The following is a 17,412-nucleotide window of genomic DNA, read 5'->3' as shown; positions in this document are numbered from 1 at the left end:
GAGCGCTTCCCATCCGAGTCCGCTCGCCGCCTCAGCCCTGCCAGAGGGCGTCGAAGGGCGCGTTGGAGGAGACGCGGCGCTCGATGCCGCGGGTCACGAACGCCTTGGCGGTACGGGCGGCCTCGAGGGGTGCCGCACCCTTGGCCAGCTCGGCCGTGACCGCTGCGGCCAGCGAGCAGCCCGCGCCCGAGACGGCGACCTCGCCGATCTTCGGGGCGCGCAGGACCTCCAGCGTCTCGCCGTCGTAGAAGACGTCCACGGCATCGGGTCCGGCCAGGCGGACGCCGCCCTTGGCGAGCACCGCAGCGCCGGAGATCTCGTGGATGCGCCTCGCCGCGGCGACGAGCCCGTCCTCGTCCTCGATGGACAGGCCGGAGAGCTGCTCGGCCTCGAAGTGGTTCGGGGTCACGAATGTGGCCAGGGGGAGCAGCTCGGCCTTGAGCGCCTCGTCGGTGTCCAGCGCGTGGCCCGGCTCCTGGCCCTTGCAGATCAGCACCGGGTCCAGCACCACGTTCCGCCAGTCCTGGCTCCTCAGGGCCGTCGCCACGGTCCCGATGGTGGCCGGGGAGCCCATCATGCCCAGCTTCACGGTGTCCAGCTGGCCCCGGTAGCACTCCTGGACCGCCTCCAGCTGGTCCGCGATGACACCCGGCTCGACCGGCACGAACCGGTGGTTCCAACTCTCCTTCGGGTCGAAGGAGACGATGCACGTCAGCGCGACGATGCCGTACGTGCCCAACTGCTGGAACGTCTTCAGGTCGGCCTGCGCGCCGGCGCCGCCGGTCGCCTCGGAACCAGCGATCGTCAGGGTGATGGCGGGGGCCGTTGCGTTGTCGGTGGAAGTCATGGCCCCCATTTTAGGGGCGGGCGCCACGGCCGTGCCCAGCGCGGGCGCACGCCCGCGGGACCGCGACTGTGCACGTTGCCCCGCCGCCCTGCACCACGCTTCCGCCCCACAGTCCCGCCGCAGGCGCGGACCTACCCGGCGGAGGCCTCCCGGGCGCCGGTGAGGAACTCGCGGACCAGCGGGCCGGCGGTCTGCGAGCCGCCCTCGCCGTCCTCGACGAAGGCGACGACGGCGAGGTCCTCCTGCGCCGCGATCACCCACGCGTGCGCGTTCCGGTCGGCGTCGTACTCGGCGGTGCCGCTCTTGCCGATCACCGCCGCCCCGGGAACGGACTGCAGGTCGGTCAGCGTGCCGCGCTCCACGGTGCCGGCCATCATCGCGGCGAGCGTCCCGGCCTCCTCGGCCGTCAGCGGGTTCCCGTCGGGCGCCGCCGAGGCCGACGGCGAGGCCGGCTCCGACGCCGACGCCGACGCCGACGCCGAGGGGGAGGCCGACTCGGAGTCCCCGGCGGTCGCCTCGGGTGCGGGGTCGACCACCAGGCGGGGCTGGACGGGTGCGCCGGCGACCACCGAGGCCATGACTGTCGCCATCCCGAGGGGAGAGGACTGGACGACGCCCTGGCCGATCCCGTTGGCGCCGAGCTCCGTGCCCGTGGAGCCGGTCGGGACCGAGCCCAGGAACGCCTCGAGTCCCGTGGCCGCCTCGGCGGTCAGGCCGAGGGCGGCGGCCGCGTCCGCCAGGGGCTGTGCGCCGAGGTCGACGGCGGCCTGGATGAAGACCGTGTTGCAGGACTGGGCGAGCGCCTCGGCCAGCGTGATGGTGCCGAGCGCGTCCTCGGGGTAGCCGTCGTAGTTCTTGAAGGACCGGCCGTCCACGGTGATCGTCTCCGGGCACTGCACCTCCGTCTCCGGGGTGGCGCCGTCGCGCAGCATCGCCAGGGCGGTGACCACCTTGAAGGTCGAGCCGGGCGCGTAGCGGCCCAGCAGCGCGGTGTTGTAGCCGTTGTCCTCCGGGCCGGACGCCGCGGCGAGCACCGCGCCGTCGGACGGGCGGACGGCGACGATCGAGGCCGGCGACGCCGAATCGGCGATCAGGGAGTCGGCCAGGCTCTGCAGCTCGCGGTCCAGGGTGGTCTCCACGCTCGCGCCGGGGACCGGCCCCGCGGCGAACAGCTCCGCCACCGGCTCGCCCTCGGCGGAGTTGCGCGTGACCGTCAGGCCCGCGGTCCCGGCGAGCACCGCGTCGTAGGCGGACTGCAGGCCCGAGCGGCCCACCTGGTCCCCGGCGCTGACGCGGCCGTCGGACGCCTCGACGATCTCCGCGGTCGCCTGGCCCACGGTCCCGAGCAGCGGCCGGGCGAACGACCGGGTCGGGGCCAGCGGGAGGGTGTCGGCGTGGGCGGCGGCGCCGGGGATGGCCGAGATCTCGGTGTCCGTGGCCGTGCGGGTCTCGTCGTCGCGCAGGACGATGGCCTCGACCCAGGCGCGCTCGCCGGCCGCCGCCACGCGCTCCGCGTACGCGTCCGGGTCGATGCCCACCAGCTCGGCCAGGGCCCGGGCCGAGTCCTCCCACGCCTCGGCCTCCGCGCGGGTCTTGTCGATGCCGACGCGCACCACGGGCCGGTCCGTCACCAACGGCTCCTCCGCCGCGCCGAGGATCTCGCCGCGCGGAGCCGGCTCGTAGGCGATGGCCAGGGATTCTCCCGCCGTCAGGTCCGGGGCCAGCACGGACGGCTCGAACCGGAGCCGCCAGGCGTCGGCCTCCCCGTCGAGCTCCCAGACGGCCTGCGTCTCGTAGACGAAGTCGCGGTCCGTCTCGTCGACGTCCCAGACCGTGCGCACCGTGCCCGTGGCGGTCACCGGCCCGTTGCCGTCCGCGGAGTCCTCGTCGACGGCGACGTCGACCACCGAGTGCTCGCGGTCCACGTCCTCCAGCGGGCCGTACGCCGTGGTCAGCGCCTCGGTGGCCGCGGCGGGCTCGGTCCCCCTCATCGGGACCGCGGTCAGGTCCCCGGCCTCGAGCGCGTCGACCAGGGCCTCTGCGGCCGGGCGCGGGTCCGGCGGCGCGGGATTGCAGGCGGCCAGGGAGGCTCCGGCGAGGCACAGGACAGTGACGAGGCCGAGGCCGCGGGAGAGGGGGCGCATGGCGCCATTATGTTGGCCGGGACGGGGTTGCGCAATCTGCCGCGCTAACCGGTCCCGTCCCCGTGGGAGAATTGCCGGGCACGTGCTAATACAGCCGGCGCCGGCGGACACCGCCCGGAGCGCCAGGCGAACCACTGTAGAAACGGGACACCACCTCATGGCCTCAGCCGATCCTCGCTCCTCCGCGCCCCAACGCGCCGCACAGGCCGCCTTCGCCTCGGCGGGCAGCCCCTACTTCGCGACCGTGCTCGCGCTGATGGCGGTCGTCGTCGTCCTGTCCAACATCGGCGCCACCAAGGGCGTCACCTTCGGCCCCATCGTGACCGACGGGGGCTTCTTCCTCTTCCCGCTGGCCTACATCCTGGGCGACGTCGTCTCCGAGGTCTACGGCTTCAGGGCGGCCCGCCGGGCGATCATCACCACGTTCGCGCTCTCGGTCTTCACCAGCCTGTGCTTCTGGGTCATCATCGCGCTGCCCGGGGCCGAGTGGTACGAGGGGCAGGAGGCGCTCGCGGCCACCCTGGGCCCGGTCTGGCAGATCGTCGCCGCCTCGCTGCTCGGCTTCGCGGCGGGCCAGACCCTCAACTCCTGGGTGCTGGTCCGGATGAAGGAGCGCTTCGGGGAGCGCCGGCTGATCGCCCGGCTGATCGGCTCCACCGGCGTGGGCGAGTTCGCCGACACCCTGATCTTCTGCTCCATCGCGGCGGGCGTCATCGGGATCACCGACGCCGGCACGTTCGTGAACTACGTGGTGGTCGGCTTCCTCTACAAGACGGCCGTGGAGGTCCTCCTGGTCCCCATCACCACCGCCGTGATCGGCTGGTTCAAGCGCCGCGAGCCCACCTACGCCGCCTGACCCGGCGGTGCCGGCGCGCCGGGCCGGCGGTCACTCCGCGGTGCCGCCCCCGGCCCCGCCCGGCCGGGCGTCGGGACGGCGGCGGCTCTGCGCCCCGCCGCGGCCGTAGAGCAACGGCAGGGTCGTGAACAGGACCTTGAAGGCGTCCCCGGGGCTCGGCGCGGTCACCTCCGGCAGCAGCAGCGAGCCGCAGTACGCCAGGGCCAGCACGGCCCCGGAGAGCATCGCCCAGAGCGTCAACCGGCCACGGAGCGTCTCCGGCAGCAGCGGTCGGCGCGCGGTGGACTCCATGCCCCGACTCTAGCGAAAGGCCGGGGACGGCCGCGAAGGCGGCCCCGCTGCCCCGGTGCGGAGGCCGCCAGCTACCCGGTGTTCTGCAGGCCGGCGGCCACGCCCTTGAGCGTGATGAGCAGCAGGTTCCGCTGGTCCCGCAGGGCGGCCTCGTCCAGCTCCTCGACCGCGTCCGAGCGCAGGGTGCGCAGCGCCCGCAGCTGGAGCAGCGAGAGCGCGTCCACGTAGGGGTTGCGCAGTTCGACGGCGCGGCCGAGCACGCGGTGGTCCTGCAGCAGGCGCTCCTGGCCGGTGATCTCCAGGACCCACTTGGTGGTCAGGTCCAGCTCCTCCAGCACCAGCGCGGCCAGGTCGTCGCGGTCTCCGAGGGCCAGGTAGCGCTCCGCGATGCGGCGGTCCGTCTTCGCCAGGGACATCTCGATGTTGTCGATCAGCGCCCGGAACAGCGGCCACTCGGCGTAGGCGGCGCGCAGCAGCTCCGCGTCGCCGACCGCCTCGAGGGCGGAGCCCAGGCCGTACCAGCCGGTGAGGTTGATGCGGGCCTGGCTCCAGGCGAAGTTCCACGGGATGGCGCGCAGGTCCTCCAGGGACTCCACGGACAGGCCCCGCTTGGCCGGCCGCGAGCCGATGGCCAGCAGGCCCACCTCGTCCTGCGGCGTGACCTCCGCGAACCACGGGGCGAAGCCCTCGGCCCCGACCAGGGCGTCGAACCGCTCCCGGGAGACCGCATCCATGCGAGCCGCCAGGTCGGCGAAGCGCTCGGCCGCCCGAGCATTGCGCTCCTGCGTGGAGGGGGCCGAGGCCATGAGCGTGGCGGCCGCGACCTGCTCGATGTGGCGCAGGGCGATCTCCGGGTTGCCGTAGCGGGCCGAGATGACCTCGCCCTGCTCGGTGACCTTGAAGCGCAGGTCCACCGAGTGCGGCGGCTGCGCCAGGATGGCCCGGTTCGCCGGACCGCCGCCGCGGCCCAGCGCGCCGCCGCGGCCGTGGAACTGGGTCAGCAGGATGCCGTGCCGCTGCGCCCAGGCGGCAATCCGCTCCTGCGCCTCGTAGAGGGCCAGCGTCGCCGCGACCGGGCCCACGTCCTTGGCGGAGTCCGAGTAGCCGAGCATGACCTCCAGCCGGCGCCCGGTCTGCTCGAGGCGGCGCTGCACGGCCGGGATCTCGAGCATCTCCTCGAGGATCCGCGGCGCGTTCTGCAGGTCCTCGTACGTCTCGAACAGGGGGACCACGTCCAGCACGGGGGCCTCCTCGGGGCTCCCGAGCGCGCGCTCGGCCAGCGTGTAGACGTCCGCGAGGTTCTGGGCGGAGGTGGTGAAGGAGACGATGTAGCGGCGGGCGGCGTCCACGCCGTAGCGCTGCTGGACGGCGGCGATCGCCCGGAACGTCTCGATGACCTCCTCGCCCGGGACGGCCATCCGCTCCACGGAGTCGGGGTCCTCCAGCCACTGCAGGGTCTGGGTGTGGACCTTGGAGTGCTGGCGGACCTCGAGCTCGGCGAGGTGGAAGCCGAACGTCTGCACCTGCCAGATCAGCTCCTGCAGGTCGCCGTAGGCGGCGCGCCGGGCCCCGGCGCCCGCGAGCGAGTCCTGCACCACCCGCAGGTCGGCGACGAGCTCGTCGGGACGCCCGTAGGCCAGGTCGGCGTCGCGGGAGCGCGTGGCGTCCAAGCGGGCGGCGACGGCGAGGAGGACCTGGCGGTGCGGCTCGTTGGGCGAGTGCTCGGCGGCGGCCGTCGTGAGCTCCTCGGAGAGCTGGCGCTGCCTGTTCCACAGGGCGGTCAGGTCGGCGGAGGCCGTGGCGTAGCGGTCGTCCACGGTCAGGGCCGTGCCGACCCGGCGGGTCCGGGCCGCGAGCTCGGCCAGCGCGCGATCGGCGGCCTGCGCGACGGCGGCCCGCGTCACCTGGGCGGTGACGTTGGGGTTGCCGTCCCGGTCGCCGCCGATCCAGGAGCCCAGCCGGATGAAGGCCGGGGCCACCGGTGCGCGGGTGCCGCGGTCCTCGCCCTGCAGCCAGTCGTCCATGCGCCGGTAGGCCGCGGAGAACACGCGGGAGAACGAGGAGTCGAACACGGCCAGGGCGTTGCGGACCTCGTCCAGCGGGGACGGGCTGGAGACGCGCAGCTGGGCCGTGCGCCACATGTTGTCGATCTCCTCGAGCATGCGGCGGGTGTTCTCCTCGCGGGCGCGGGTGCCCAGCCGCGGGTCGTCGCGCTCGTCGAGCAGCTCGCCGACGCGGCGAACCGAGGAGCTGATCGCGTTGCGGCGCGCCTCCGTCGGGTGCGCCGTCAGGACCGGGTGGAAGCGCAGCTCCTGGAGGCGGCGCTCCGCCTCCTCGCGGCCGACCTCGTCGGCCAGGCGGGCGAAGGCCGCCGCGACCGAGTCGGATGGCTGCTGCTCGGCGAGCGGGACGGAGCCGTCCCGCTCGCGCAGGCTGCGGATGCGGTGCTGCTCCTCGGCCAGGTTGGCGAGGAGGAAGTAGCAGGTGAAGGCGCGGGCGACCTCCTTGGCCCGCTCGGCGGAGAAGGACTCGACGAGCTCTTCCGCGGCGGCCAGGGCCGTCCCGTCCGGGTCCTCGAGCGCCTCGATGGTCAGGCCGCGGAGCCGCTCGACGTCGTCGAGCAGTCCGTCGGCGCCGTACTCGGCGAGGACCTGGCCCAGCAGGCCCACCAGCAGGCCAACGTCGTGCCGCATGGCGTCGGGGATCTCGTGGGAGGCGACGGCGCGGGCGGAGGTCTCCGTCCCGGAGGGGCCGCCCGCCCGGTCGCGGGCGCTGTCGAACGTTGTCTCGTGGGGCATGAATCTCCTCGATCAAGCCGCGGGATCACCGCGGCAGTCGGACTTCACGCGACCCCATCGTCACGTCAGATGGCTCACACGGTATCAACGCGTCACGGATACCGCCCGTCCACGGCGTCACGAAACGGCAGGATGACGGCGCCCGGCGCGCCGGCCCGCAGCGGTCAGAGTCCCTGCGGATCGCCCGTGCCGGCGTAGTAGTCGGCGAGCACGCGCTCCTTGAGCTGATCGAACGTGCCGTCCTCGATCGCGTGCCGCGCCGCGTCCACCAGGCCCACCACGAACCGCTCGTTGTGGATGGAGATCAGCGTGTGGCTGAGCATCTCCTTGGCCTTGTAGAGGTGGTGGATGTAGGCGCGCGTGTAGTGGGTGCAGGTGTAGCAGTCGCACCCCTCCTGCAGGGGCGTGAAGTCGGTCCGGTAGCGCCGGCCGGAGAGATTGAAGCGCCCGTGCGGGGTGTAGAACGCGGAGTTGCGGGCCACCCGCGTGGGGGAGACGCAGTCGAACGTATCGGCGCCGTTCTCAATGGCGGTGAAGACGTCGTCCGGCTCCGAGATGCCCAGCAGGTGGCGGGGCCGGTCCTCGGGCAGCTCCTCGGCGCACCAGCCGACGATCGTCCCCAGGTTCTCCTTCTCCAGCGCCCCGCCGATGCCGAACCCGTCGAACGGCATGGCCGCCAGGTCGCGGCAGGCCTTGCGCCGCAGGTCCTCGTACTGCGCGCCCTGGATGACGCCGAAGAGGGCCTGGTAGTCCTTGCCCGCCCGGTCGTCGGTGAGCCGGAAGTGCTCGCGGATGCAGCGCTCCGCCCAGCGCCGCGTGCGCTCGAGCGACTCGACCTGGTAGCCGCGGGAGTTGTGCAGCGTGGTCAGCTCGTCGAACGCGAACATGATGTCCGCGCCGAGCCGGTGCTGGACGCCCATGGACACCTCGGGGGTGAACCGGTGCACATCGCCGTTGAGGTGGGACTTGAACCAGACGCCGTCGTCGTCCACGTTGGCGAGGCGCTCCTTGCCGGGCGCGACCGCGTCGTCGCCGCCGGAGGAGTCCGCGGCCTTCATGTCGATCACCTTCTTGAACCCGGAGCCCAGGCTCATCACCTGGAATCCGCCGGAGTCCGTGAAGGTGGGGCCGGACCAGTTCATGAACCGGCCGAGCCCGCCGGCCGCGTCCACCACGTCGGCGCCCGGCTGCAGGTACAGGTGGTACGCGTTGGCGAGCACGGCCTGCCCGCCGAGGTCCGCCACCGCTTCCGGCGTGACGGCCTTGACGGTCGCCTTGGTCCCGACCACGACGAACGCGGGCGTGGCGATCTCGCCGTGCGGCGTGCGGATCACGCCGGTGCGTCCGCGGCCGTTGGGCAGCCGGGTGCCCACGGTGAAGCCGAAGTCGGCCTGCCGGGGGTGCGACGGCGGCACGTCGGGGACGGTCGCGGGCGCGGCTGCGGTATCGGTCACGGAAGTCTCTGGCGCGGTCATGCCTCCAAGTCTGCCGTATCCGTGCGGGTAGAAATGGAGGCATGAGCGATCCCCTGCACTGGCGCCAGCTGTTCCGCCTCGGCCCCGCCCGGGAGGACCACTGGCTCGGGCTGCGCTGCGGGCTGGGGATCTTCGTCCCCCTGTTCGTGCTGCTCCAGCTGGACCGGCTGGACCTGTCCCTCTTCGTGGTCTTCGCGGCCTTCACGGGCGTGTACGGGCGGGTCCCGGGGCACCGGGCCCGGCTGGTGCGGCAGGGGCAGGTGGGCGGCTACATGCTGGTCCTGATCCTGGCTGCGGCCCTGGCCGGCCGGTTCCTGGTGGACCCGGTCTCGCAGCTGCACGGGCCGACGGCGGGCGTCTGGGTCGCCGTCGGGCTGACCTCCGCGGTGTCCGTCGTCACGTCGATCATCGCCGGCCTGAACCAGATCCGGCCCGCCGGCTCCCTGTTCCAGGTCTTCGCGTTCTCGGCGATCTCCACGCTGCCGGCCGGGGCCGCGGCCCCGCTGCCGATCGGGGAGGGGATGCTGACCGCGGTGCTGACCGCGCTGTTCTCGGTGCTGCTCGGCCAGGCCGGCCGGGTGCTGCCGCAACGGCGGACGCCCTGGCGGCGGGCCGAGCCGGCACCGCTGGATCCCGCGATCCGGCGGCAGGTGTGGCGGGAGTCGATCGGCTACTTCGTCGCCCCCGCGGCGGCGGGGGCCGTCGCGACCCTGCTGATGCCCGTGCTGGGGACGGAGTTCAGCTACTGGGCGATGGTCGCCGCCGTCGTACCGCTGGTGGGCCAGTCGACCCGGCAGCGCGTCGCGCGCGGGCTCCACCGCGTGGCCGGCACGCTCGCCGGACTGCTGCTCACGGCGGTGATCGCGGCCTCGAGCCCGAACCCCGTGGCCACGCTGCTGCTGATGGGCCTGCTGCAGTTCGCCACGGATATGTTCATCCTGCGCAATTACTTCTTCGCGCAGGCGTTCGTGACCCCGCTGGCGATCCTGGGCATCTCGCTCACGCACGGCCTCGATGCCGCGCTGCTGTACGACCGGCTGGTGGAGACCGTCATCGGCAGCGCCGTCGGCATGGCCGTGGTGCTCGCCCCGCGCCTGCTGGGCGGCGACCGGGCCGGGCGGTCCGCCTAGGCGCCCCTAGAAGATCCCGCCCGGGCCCAGGCTGAAGGGCCGGAACCAGAGGAAGCCGTAGGGGCCCAGGGCCACCGGGACGCGCCGGTCGTCCTCGACCGTGAGCTTCCGGATCCGGTGGGCGTGCTCGCCCTCGTCGATCGGCTCCTTGGAGTCGTCGTCGGTGGTGCCCACGTCGACCAGGACCTCCAGCTCGTCGCCGGGCGCGGCGTCGGGGATCAGGACGCGCGTCTCGACCGGCTCGGCGGCGAAATTGTGCACGGCGGCCACGAAGTCGTTCGCCTCCAGCGCGGCGCGGTGCGCGAGCACGGCGGTCTCCGGCTGCTCGAGGAGCTCCGTGGAGCCCCAGCCGAGGGCGAGGCACCGCCGTCGTGCCGCGACCAGCCGGCGGATGAAGTTGAACAGGGACTGCGAGTCCGCGGCGGCGTCGTGCGCGTTGATGTTCTCCGGGCCGAAGTCGCCGCCGACCACCGGGGCGACCAAGTCCTCGGGCTCGGCCTCGGAGAAGCCGCCGGCGGGGCCCGGCGCCCACTGCATCGGCGAGCGGACCGCCTGCCGGCCCTCGGCGTCGATGTCCTCGCCCATGCCGATCTCCTCCCCGTAGAAGAGCGCCGGGGTGCCGGGCAGCGAGAACATGAAGGAGTAGACCATCCGGATCCGCTGCTGGTCGCCCTCCAGCATCGGCGGCAGCCGGCGGCGGATGCCGCGGCCGTACGCGCGCTGGCGCTCCTCGGGCGCGAAGGCCGCGAACACCTCCTCGCGCTCGGCCTCGCCGAGCTGGTCCAGGGCCAGCTCGTCGTGGTTGCGCACGAACGTGACCCACTGGTTGGCCGGGTCGATCGGCGGCCGGGTGCGCAGGGCGGCGGAGATCGGCCCGGCCTCCCCACGGGCCAGGGACAGGTACAGGTTCTGCATGGCGACGAAGTCGAAGATCAGGTCCAGCTCCACCGCCGGCGGCTCGCCGAACAGCGTCTCCTGCTCGCGGTAGGGGAGGTTCACCTCCCCGAGCAGGATCGCGTCCGTGGAGCGGCGCCGCATGAACGCGTGGAGCTCGCCCAGGTACCCGTGCGGGTCGGTGAAGCCGTCGTTCTCGATGTCGTCGTGGAGCCCCACGGTCAGCAGCTGCGGGACGGCGTCCACCCGGAAGCCGTCCAGGCCCAGCTGCAGCCAGAACCCCATGATCTTGGCGATCTCGTTGCGCACCCGCCGGTTGGAGACGTTCAGGTCCGGCTGGTGCTTGTAGAAGCGGTGCAGGTACCACTTGCCGGCCTTCTCGCTCCAGGACCAGATGCCCTTCTGCTCGCCGTGGAAGATCACCAGGTCGGAGGTGTCGGGCGGCTCGCTGTCCCGCCAGACGTAGAAGTCGTGCTCCGGGCTGTCCGGGTCCTCCTCGGCCCGCTGGAACCACGGATGCTGGTCCGAGGTGTGGTTCAGCACCAGGTCCGCGATGACCCGGATGCCCCGGTCGTGCGCGGTCCGGAGCAGCGCCACCAGGTCGCCGAGGCTGCCCAGCCGCGGGTCGACGTTGTAGAAGTCCGTGATGTCGTAGCCGTCGTCCCGTCCCGGCGTCGGGTAGAAGGGCATGAGCCACAGGCACGTGACCCCGAGCTCGGCCAGGTAGTCGATGCGGCGGGTCAGCCCGGCGAGGTCGCCGACCCCGTCGCCGTTCGAGTCGAGGAAGCTCTCGACGTCCACGCAGTAGACCAGGCCGGTCTTCCACCACAGGTCCGAGGAGTCCGTGCCCTTCATCGGCGTGCCTCCTCGAACCGGGGCAGGACGTCCCGCCCGAAGGCCTCGATGAAGCCGGACTGCTCCTGTCCCACGTGGTGCAGGTAGATCTCCTCGAATCCCAGGGAGGCGTACTCCCGCAGGCGCTCCGCGTGCTCGTCCAGGTCCGCGGAGACCACGACGGCGCCGCGGACGTCCTCGGGGCGCACGGCCTGCGTGGCGGCCTCGAAGTGCTCCGGCGTCGGGAGGTCCCAGGTCACCGGCGGGGAGACCACGTTGGTGGACCACTGGTCCACGGCGATCGACTCGGCCTCGCCCGCCGTCTCGGCCCAGCTGAGGTGGACCTGCAGGGCCAGGGGCCCCTGGCCGCCCGCTCCGCGGTAGGCCTCGACGACGTCGCGCAGCGTCTCGACCGGCTGGTTGAGCGTGATCAGCCCGTCGGCCCATCCGGCGGCCCACTCGGCGCTCTGCGGCGAGACCGCCGGGGCCAGCAGCTGCGGTGGGACGTCCGGCCGGTCCCAGAGCCGCATCTGCTCGAGCCGGGCCAGGTCGTCGCGGCTCGTCACGGTCTCGCCGGCGATCAGGCGCCGCAGTGCCTCGACGGTGCTGGCGACGCGGCGTCGGCGCTCGTCCTTCGGCGGCCACGCCTGGCCCGTGACCGACTCGTTGACGTACTCCCCGGTGCCGACGGCCGCCCAGAAGCGGCCCGGGAACATGCTGGCCAGCGTGCCGATCTGGTGGGCGAAGGTCGCCGCGGGGTACCGGTGGCCGGGGGCGGTGACGACGCCGAAGCGCAGGCGCGTGGTGGCCAGGGCCGCTCCGAGCCAGGTCCAGGCGTTCCCCGCGTGGCCCTGGGCGCTGCCCCAGGGGTTGAGGTGGTCCGAGCACATCGCGGCGCTGAAGCCTGCCGCCTCCGCCCGTTGGGCGTCCTCGAGCAGCTGCCGGGGCCCGATCTGCTCGTGCGAGGCGTGGAATCCGAGGAGGACCATCCGTGCTCCCTCTCCTGTGTCGCCGGTGCCGTGCTCCCTTCTGCGCTCACCCTAGCGGCCGGCCGCGACGCACGGTCAAGGTCTCCCGGCGGTTGTCAGGGAGTTCCCACCTGGCCCCCTCTTCACCGCCCGCGCCCCCCGGTGCCATGATGCGGGCATGGGACATCACGGAAACGAAGCAGAGCACCTGTCAGGCGGCGGCAGCAGCGAGGCCGGCCGCGAACCGCGCGAGCACGCCCAGGCGCCCAGCGAGGGCGCCCCGGGCCAGGAGGCCCCGGGCGGTGAGCCGGGCGGCGAGCCGCGGGCGCACACCGAGTCCCCGGCCGAGGGCCGGGACGCCGTGGACGGGAACGTCCCGTCCACGGACCTCGGCGGCAGCGACCTGGCCGACACGGAGGACGCGTCCCGCAGCGGGGCCGGCGCCCAGCAGGCCGACGACGCCAACCCGGACCCGGAGCAGCAGCGCGACGCCGGCCTCCAGGAGGGCGGCGGGGTCCGCCCGGGGGAGACGCCTCCGGCGAGCGGGCAGATGAGCGGCGACCAGGGCCACGACGAGTAGCCCCGGCGGGGCGTCAGATTCCCGGGACGCAGGCCGCCCGTGCGGCGGCGCGACTCAGGAGGCGTTCCAGGCGGGGCGCCCGCCCGGGGATCCCAGCGCCCGGAGCTCGTGCTGGATGCGGCGGCGCAGCTCCGCCGCGTCCAGCGTGCGCGAGCCGCCATGGGCGAGCAGATAGAGCAGCGTGCGCAGCCGCTGGAGCCGCCAGCTGCCCTCCGCCTCGGGGTCGCGGGCCGCGACGGCCCGGTGGATCTCGCGGTCGAACAGGTTCGGCTCGTCCAGCTGGCGCTGCCGCAGCTCGGCGGTCAGCTTCGCCTGGACGGGGTCCTGCTCCTCGTGGGCCGTCCGGCGCAGGACCGCGGCGTAGCGCTCGGCGGCATCGAGGTCGCCTCCGTCGTAGGCGAGGAACGCCGCCAGGGCGAGCGCGGACTCCACGGACTTCCAGCGGCCGAAGTTCCCGTCGAACGGGATCTCGGTCAGGATGTCGAGCACCCGCCAGGCGCTGGCGCGGTCGTCCCGGTCCACCACCAGGTGCTCCGTCAGGGCGTACAGGTCCTCCAGGTGCGCGCCGGCCTTGGGGTTCACTCCGCGGGCGAGCTTGCCGATGCGCTCGACCATCCCGGCGTCCTCGGCGTAGTTCTCCGCGATCGAGAGCAGCACGGCCTCCGGCGACTCGGCCTCGACGGGCAGGGCCTGCAGGTCCTCGTAGGTCAGCGACGGCGTCGGCGTGGAGGTGTGGACCCGGATCGACGAGCCGTACGCGATGCTCGCCTTCTGCCCGCTGGCCAGCGTCGCCTCCACGAGGGCCGGCGTGCCGAAGCTGTCCGGCAGGACGCGCAGCGACGTCACGGGCGCGCTCGGCGATCCGTGGCGGGTGATGAACCGGTCGCCGGGGCGGACCTGCTCGGCCCGGACGCTCCGGACGTAGACGGGTCCTGCCGGCTGCGGGGTCTGCACGGGGTGGTTCCTCTCCTGTCGGGTCAGGGGTGCCGGGGGCGCTACTCGCACCAGCCGACGTGGGCGAGGGCCTGCCGGATGAGGTTCGCGCGGCCGCCGGGCAGCTCGGAGCAGACGTCGGCGCTCAGGGCGTCGGCCGGGCTCATCCAGTTCAGCTCCAGGGCGTCCTGGCGCGGATTGCACTCGCCGCGGACCGGCACCACGTAGCAGAGCGCGATCGCGTGCTGGCGGTCGTCCGTCAGCCCGGTCTCCGACGGCGACGGGAAGTACTCGGCCACCGTGAACGGCGACGGCGACGGCGGCAGCTGCGGCATCGCGAGCGGGCCGAGGTCCTGCTCGATGTGCCGGATGAGGGCGGCGCGCACGGTCTCCCGGTACATCACCCGGCCCGAGACGAACGCGAAGCGGAACCGGGCGTCGGCGTCGGCCTTGTAGAGGAGCCCCACCTCCGAGACGTAGCCCAGCGGGTCGACCCGGACCGGGATGGCCTCGACGTAGGCGATCGGCAGCCGCTGGCGGGCCTCGTGGAGGTCCTCCTCGGACAGCCAGCCGGGGTAGGGGTCTGGTGTGCGAACGCTCATACCCTCATGTTTAGCGCACTCGGAGGGCCGGGGCACGGAGGCGGCGGCCCGATCCGCTCCGCGCCGCCGACCGGCCCCGCGGGGCGACCGCTGGCGTGTCGGGCGGCCGTGTGGCAGACTGAGTGATTGAGAAGAGTCAATCAGATGAGATCCTCCTCTCATTAACCCGCTGTAACTCAATCCGCAGGGGTAAGCTGTGGAGGCTCTCTCGACACCCCTCGGCCCAGCGCCGTCGCCCCCGCGTGGCCGCCCGGGCGGCCGTGTGTCGGTCCGCAGCCCAGCCCACCGCTCCGGCCGCGGCCCCCAGCGGGCCCGAACCGCGCCGAACGTTAAGGAAACCCGTGCCGAAATCCGCCGCAACCGAGCGTCGACCGGACCAACTCGATCCGCGCGCCCGCACCACGATCCTCACCCTGCTGATCGCGGCCTTCGTCGTGATCCTCAACGAGACCATCATGAACGTCGCCCTGCCGCGGCTGCAGGTCGCGTTCGACGTCAGCGAGTCCACCGTCCAGTGGCTCGCCACGGCCTTCCTGCTGACCATGTCCGTGGTCATCCCGACCACGGGCTTCCTGCTGCGGCGCTTCGCCATCCGCACCGTCTTCATCCTGGCGATGCTGCTCTTCTCCGTGGGAACGCTGCTCGCCGCGGTGGCGCCGATCTTCGGGATCCTGCTCGCCGCGCGCGTCATCCAGGCGTGCGGCACGGCCATCATGATGCCGCTCCTGATGACCACGATCCTCGACATCGTCCCGCCGCAGAAGCGCGGCGCCATGATGGGCAACGTCTCGATCGTGATCTCCGTGGCGCCGGCGGTCGGACCGACCATCTCCGGCCTCATCCTGCAGTTCCTCGAGTGGCGCTGGATCTTCCTGCTGGTCCTCCCGGTCGCCCTGGTCGCGCTCTTCATCGGCGCGCGCCTGCTCGGCGGCGAGGCGGAGGAGGCCAAGCCGCTCTCGGTGCCGTCGCTGCTGCTGGCCGCGCCGGGCTTCGGCCTGCTCGTGTACGGGCTGAGCACGCTCGGCGGCGGCCACGGCGGGGGCGCCGCCGCGACCGGCCCGGGGGCGGGCCCGTTCGTCGCCATCGGCGTCGCCCTGGTCCTGCTGACCTGCTTCACGCTCCTGCAGCTGCGCCTGCAGCGCCAGGACCGCGCCCTCCTGGACCTGCGGCCCTTCACCTACCGCCCGTTCACGCTCTCCCTGGCCCTGATGGTCCTGGCGATGGTCTCCCTCTTCGGCATCATCATCCTGCTGCCGCTGTTCCTGCAGAACGTCCGCGGGCTCGATCCGCTGGGCACCGGCCTGCTCCTGCTGCCCGGCGGTCTGCTGATGGGCCTGCTGGCGCCCGTGGTCGGTCGGCTGTACGACAAGGTGGGGCCGCGCCCGCTCATGGTCCCCGGCGGCGTCATTCTGGTCGCGGTGCTGCTCGGCTACACCCAGCTGACCGAGACCACTCCGGTCTGGATCATGGTGGTGGCGCACCTGTTCATGTCGCTGAGCTTCGCCCTGCTCTTCACGCCGGCGTTCACCACCGGCCTGAACCCGCTGCCGCACCACCTCCACTCGCACGGATCGGCTGTGCTCAGCACCCTGCAGCAGCTCGGCGGCGCGGCCGGCACGGCCCTGCTGGTCGGGATCATGGCCAGCGGGACGGTCGGCGCCGCCGCCGAGGGCCTCGGCCCGGTGCAGGCCCAGGTGGAGGGCTACCAGCAGGGCTTCCTCACCGCGGCGATCTTCGCCGTGCTGGTCCTGGTGCTCTCCTGCTTCATGCGCAAGAGCGTCTTCGCCGACGAGCCGTCCGCGGAGCACACGCCCGCGGCCCACTGAGGGGCCGGCCCCTGCCCGGCGTGAGCCGTGCGGACGACGAGAGCCGGTGTGCTCCCCACCGCGAGGTGGGGAGCACACCGGCTCTCGTCGTTGTCCGGCCGGACGCGGCTCACCAGTGGCCGCGCCAGAGCGGCGTCGCGCGCGGGTTCTCCTCGGCGGGCACGCCGAGCTCGCGGGCGGCCACGGCCGCCCAGTGCGGGTTCTCCAGGGCGGCGCGGGCGATGGCGACGCCGTCCGCCTGCCCGGTGACGAGGACGTGCTCGGCCTGCACGCCGGTGGTGATCATGCCGACGGCGGTCACGAACGAGTCCGTCCCCTCCAGCCCGGCCCGCACGGCGGCGGCGAGCGCGGTCTGGTAGCCGGGCCCCGACTTGGGGCCGGCGTACCGGCCGATGCCGGCGGAGGAGATGTCGAAGGCGGTCACGCCCAGGGCGCGCAGCTCACCGGCCAGGCGCACGGTCTCGGCGAGCGTCCAGCCGTCCTCGGTCCAGTCCGTCCCGGAGAAGCGGATGGCGAGTGGCTTGTGCGCCGGCCACTCCGCGCGGACCGCCTCGACGATCCGCTTCACCAGGCGGGTGCGGTTCTCGTAGGAGCCGCCGTACTCGTCGGTGCGGGTGTTGGCCAGCGGCGACAGGAACTGGTGCAGGAGGTAGCCGTGCGCGGCGTGGATCTGGACGACGTCGAACCCGGCCTCGTCGGCGCGCCGGGCTGCGGCCGCCCAGTCGGCGACGAGCTGCTCGATGTCCTCGCCGGTGAGCTCCCGCGCCGGGGCGAGCCCGAACACGTCGGAGACCGAGGAGGAGACGGTCTGCCAGCCGCCCTCGGACTCCGGGACGGATGCCTCGCGCAGACCCGGCAGCATCGGCTCCGTGGACGCCTTGGCGCCGGCGTGCGCCAGCTGGAGGCCGGGGACCGAGCCGTTGGCGCGGATCAGGTCGGTGATGCGCTTCCACGCCCGGGTCTGCTCGTCGTTCCAGAGGCCGGTGTCCCGCGGGGAGATCCGTCCCTCGGGGACCACGGCGGTCGCCTCGGCGATGACCAGGCCGAATCCGCCGGCGGCCAGCGCGCCCAGGTGGGAGAGATGCCAGTCGGTGGGGACGCCGTCCTCGGCGTCCACCGAGTACTGGCACATCGGCGCGACGACGGCGCGGTTGCGCAGCGCGAGGCCGTCGCCGTCCGGGGTGGACAGGGTCACAGGGCTGAAGAGTGTGCTCACACTCTGGCCGAACCCGTC

The 17,412-nt window shown here is 73.3% G+C and carries 14 protein-coding genes; 4 read left to right on the top strand and 10 right to left on the bottom strand.

Going from position 1 to position 17,412, the window contains the following annotated elements:
• Positions 1 to 31: 31 nt before the first annotated feature.
• Positions 32 to 847 carry a hydroxymethylpyrimidine/phosphomethylpyrimidine kinase gene (locus ABD784_RS13135; protein ID WP_344885547.1) on the bottom strand — a complete coding sequence of 272 codons (816 nt, stop codon included), beginning with the start codon at positions 845 to 847 and terminating at the stop codon, positions 32 to 34.
• A 131-nt stretch (positions 848 to 978) separates the two neighbouring features.
• Positions 979 to 2,991, bottom strand: a complete 2,013-nt coding sequence (locus ABD784_RS13130) for a penicillin-binding transpeptidase domain-containing protein (protein WP_344885544.1) — start codon at positions 2,989 to 2,991, stop codon at positions 979 to 981.
• Positions 2,992 to 3,148: 157 nt separating this feature from the next.
• Between ABD784_RS13130 and ABD784_RS13125 the strand changes: the two genes are divergently transcribed.
• Positions 3,149 to 3,847 carry a queuosine precursor transporter gene (locus ABD784_RS13125; protein WP_344885542.1) on the top strand — a complete coding sequence of 233 codons (699 nt, stop codon included), beginning with the start codon at positions 3,149 to 3,151 and terminating at the stop codon, positions 3,845 to 3,847.
• 30 nt (positions 3,848 to 3,877) lie between these two features.
• Here ABD784_RS13125 and ABD784_RS13120 read toward each other — a convergent pair whose 3' ends face one another.
• The 3 genes from ABD784_RS13120 to tgt form a co-directional block, all read right to left on the bottom strand.
• On the bottom strand, positions 3,878 to 4,138 hold the full coding sequence (locus tag ABD784_RS13120) for a hypothetical protein (protein WP_344885539.1): 261 nt from the start codon (positions 4,136 to 4,138) through the stop codon (positions 3,878 to 3,880).
• A gap of 71 nt (positions 4,139 to 4,209) precedes the next feature.
• The gene (locus ABD784_RS13115) at positions 4,210 to 6,936 is read right to left on the bottom strand and encodes a phosphoenolpyruvate carboxylase (RefSeq protein WP_425582984.1); all 2,727 of its coding nucleotides are present in this window, start codon (positions 6,934 to 6,936) and stop codon (positions 4,210 to 4,212) included.
• Positions 6,937 to 7,100: 164 nt separating this feature from the next.
• Positions 7,101 to 8,411 (bottom strand): tRNA guanosine(34) transglycosylase Tgt, encoded by a 1,311-nt coding sequence (gene tgt, locus ABD784_RS13110; RefSeq protein WP_344885537.1) that lies wholly within the window; start codon positions 8,409 to 8,411, stop codon positions 7,101 to 7,103.
• 41 nt (positions 8,412 to 8,452) lie between these two features.
• Here tgt and ABD784_RS13105 point away from each other — a divergent pair, with 41 nt between their 5' ends.
• On the top strand, positions 8,453 to 9,541 hold the full coding sequence (locus ABD784_RS13105; RefSeq protein ID WP_344885534.1) for an FUSC family protein: 1,089 nt from the start codon (positions 8,453 to 8,455) through the stop codon (positions 9,539 to 9,541).
• A 6-nt stretch (positions 9,542 to 9,547) separates the two neighbouring features.
• Here ABD784_RS13105 and ABD784_RS13100 read toward each other — a convergent pair whose 3' ends face one another.
• Both ABD784_RS13100 and ABD784_RS13095 read right to left on the bottom strand, forming a co-directional pair.
• Complete coding sequence (locus tag ABD784_RS13100; protein WP_344885532.1) at positions 9,548 to 11,290, bottom strand: alpha-amylase family protein; 1,743 nt, start codon at positions 11,288 to 11,290, stop codon at positions 9,548 to 9,550.
• Positions 11,287 to 12,258: a TIGR03885 family FMN-dependent LLM class oxidoreductase gene (locus ABD784_RS13095; RefSeq protein WP_344885530.1), complete on the bottom strand. Its 972-nt coding sequence runs from the start codon at positions 12,256 to 12,258 to the stop codon at positions 11,287 to 11,289. The genes ABD784_RS13100 and ABD784_RS13095 overlap by 4 nt, the downstream gene beginning before the upstream one ends.
• Positions 12,259 to 12,415: 157 nt before the next feature.
• Here ABD784_RS13095 and ABD784_RS14360 point away from each other — a divergent pair, with 157 nt between their 5' ends.
• Positions 12,416 to 12,817: a DUF6480 family protein gene (locus ABD784_RS14360; protein ID WP_425582983.1), complete on the top strand. Its 402-nt coding sequence runs from the start codon at positions 12,416 to 12,418 to the stop codon at positions 12,815 to 12,817.
• A gap of 54 nt (positions 12,818 to 12,871) precedes the next feature.
• On the opposite strand, the gene ABD784_RS13085 is transcribed toward ABD784_RS14360, so the two are convergent.
• Positions 12,872 to 13,771, bottom strand: coding sequence for a DUF6707 family protein (locus tag ABD784_RS13085; protein ID WP_344885527.1), 900 nt, complete (start codon positions 13,769 to 13,771; stop codon positions 12,872 to 12,874).
• 41 nt (positions 13,772 to 13,812) lie between these two features.
• Positions 13,813 to 14,352, bottom strand: a complete 540-nt coding sequence (locus ABD784_RS13080) for an NUDIX hydrolase family protein (RefSeq protein WP_344885524.1) — start codon at positions 14,350 to 14,352, stop codon at positions 13,813 to 13,815.
• Between the two features lie 341 nt (positions 14,353 to 14,693).
• Here ABD784_RS13080 and ABD784_RS13075 point away from each other — a divergent pair, with 341 nt between their 5' ends.
• The gene (locus ABD784_RS13075; RefSeq protein ID WP_344885521.1) at positions 14,694 to 16,178 is read left to right on the top strand and encodes an MDR family MFS transporter; all 1,485 of its coding nucleotides are present in this window, start codon (positions 14,694 to 14,696) and stop codon (positions 16,176 to 16,178) included.
• A gap of 109 nt (positions 16,179 to 16,287) precedes the next feature.
• On the opposite strand, the gene ABD784_RS13070 is transcribed toward ABD784_RS13075, so the two are convergent.
• Positions 16,288 to 17,373, bottom strand: coding sequence for an NADH:flavin oxidoreductase/NADH oxidase (locus ABD784_RS13070; protein WP_344885517.1), 1,086 nt, complete (start codon positions 17,371 to 17,373; stop codon positions 16,288 to 16,290).
• Positions 17,374 to 17,412 lie beyond the last annotated feature (39 nt).

This window comes from Zhihengliuella alba, assembly GCF_039538765.1.
GTDB lineage: Bacteria > Actinomycetota > Actinomycetes > Actinomycetales > Micrococcaceae > Zhihengliuella > Zhihengliuella alba.
The sequence above is the reverse complement of the archived record's forward strand: the minus strand, read 5'-3'. Positions and strand labels throughout refer to the sequence as shown.

Coding starts and splice junctions, on each gene's coding strand:
- tgt (WP_344885537.1), bottom strand. CDS start 8,411: ATGACCGCGCCAGAGACTTCCGTGACCGATACCGCAGCCGCGCCCGCG.
- ABD784_RS13125 (WP_344885542.1), top strand. CDS start 3,149: ATGGCCTCAGCCGATCCTCGCTCCTCCGCGCCCCAACGCGCCGCACAG.
- ABD784_RS13080 (WP_344885524.1), bottom strand. CDS start 14,352: ATGAGCGTTCGCACACCAGACCCCTACCCCGGCTGGCTGTCCGAGGAG.
- ABD784_RS13120 (WP_344885539.1), bottom strand. CDS start 4,138: ATGGAGTCCACCGCGCGCCGACCGCTGCTGCCGGAGACGCTCCGTGGC.
- ABD784_RS13130 (WP_344885544.1), bottom strand. CDS start 2,991: ATGCGCCCCCTCTCCCGCGGCCTCGGCCTCGTCACTGTCCTGTGCCTC.
- ABD784_RS13135 (WP_344885547.1), bottom strand. CDS start 847: ATGACTTCCACCGACAACGCAACGGCCCCCGCCATCACCCTGACGATC.
- ABD784_RS14360 (WP_425582983.1), top strand. CDS start 12,416: ATGGGACATCACGGAAACGAAGCAGAGCACCTGTCAGGCGGCGGCAGC.
- ABD784_RS13115 (WP_425582984.1), bottom strand. CDS start 6,936: ATGCCCCACGAGACAACGTTCGACAGCGCCCGCGACCGGGCGGGCGGC.
- ABD784_RS13095 (WP_344885530.1), bottom strand. CDS start 12,258: ATGGTCCTCCTCGGATTCCACGCCTCGCACGAGCAGATCGGGCCCCGG.
- ABD784_RS13100 (WP_344885532.1), bottom strand. CDS start 11,290: ATGAAGGGCACGGACTCCTCGGACCTGTGGTGGAAGACCGGCCTGGTC.
- ABD784_RS13105 (WP_344885534.1), top strand. CDS start 8,453: ATGAGCGATCCCCTGCACTGGCGCCAGCTGTTCCGCCTCGGCCCCGCC.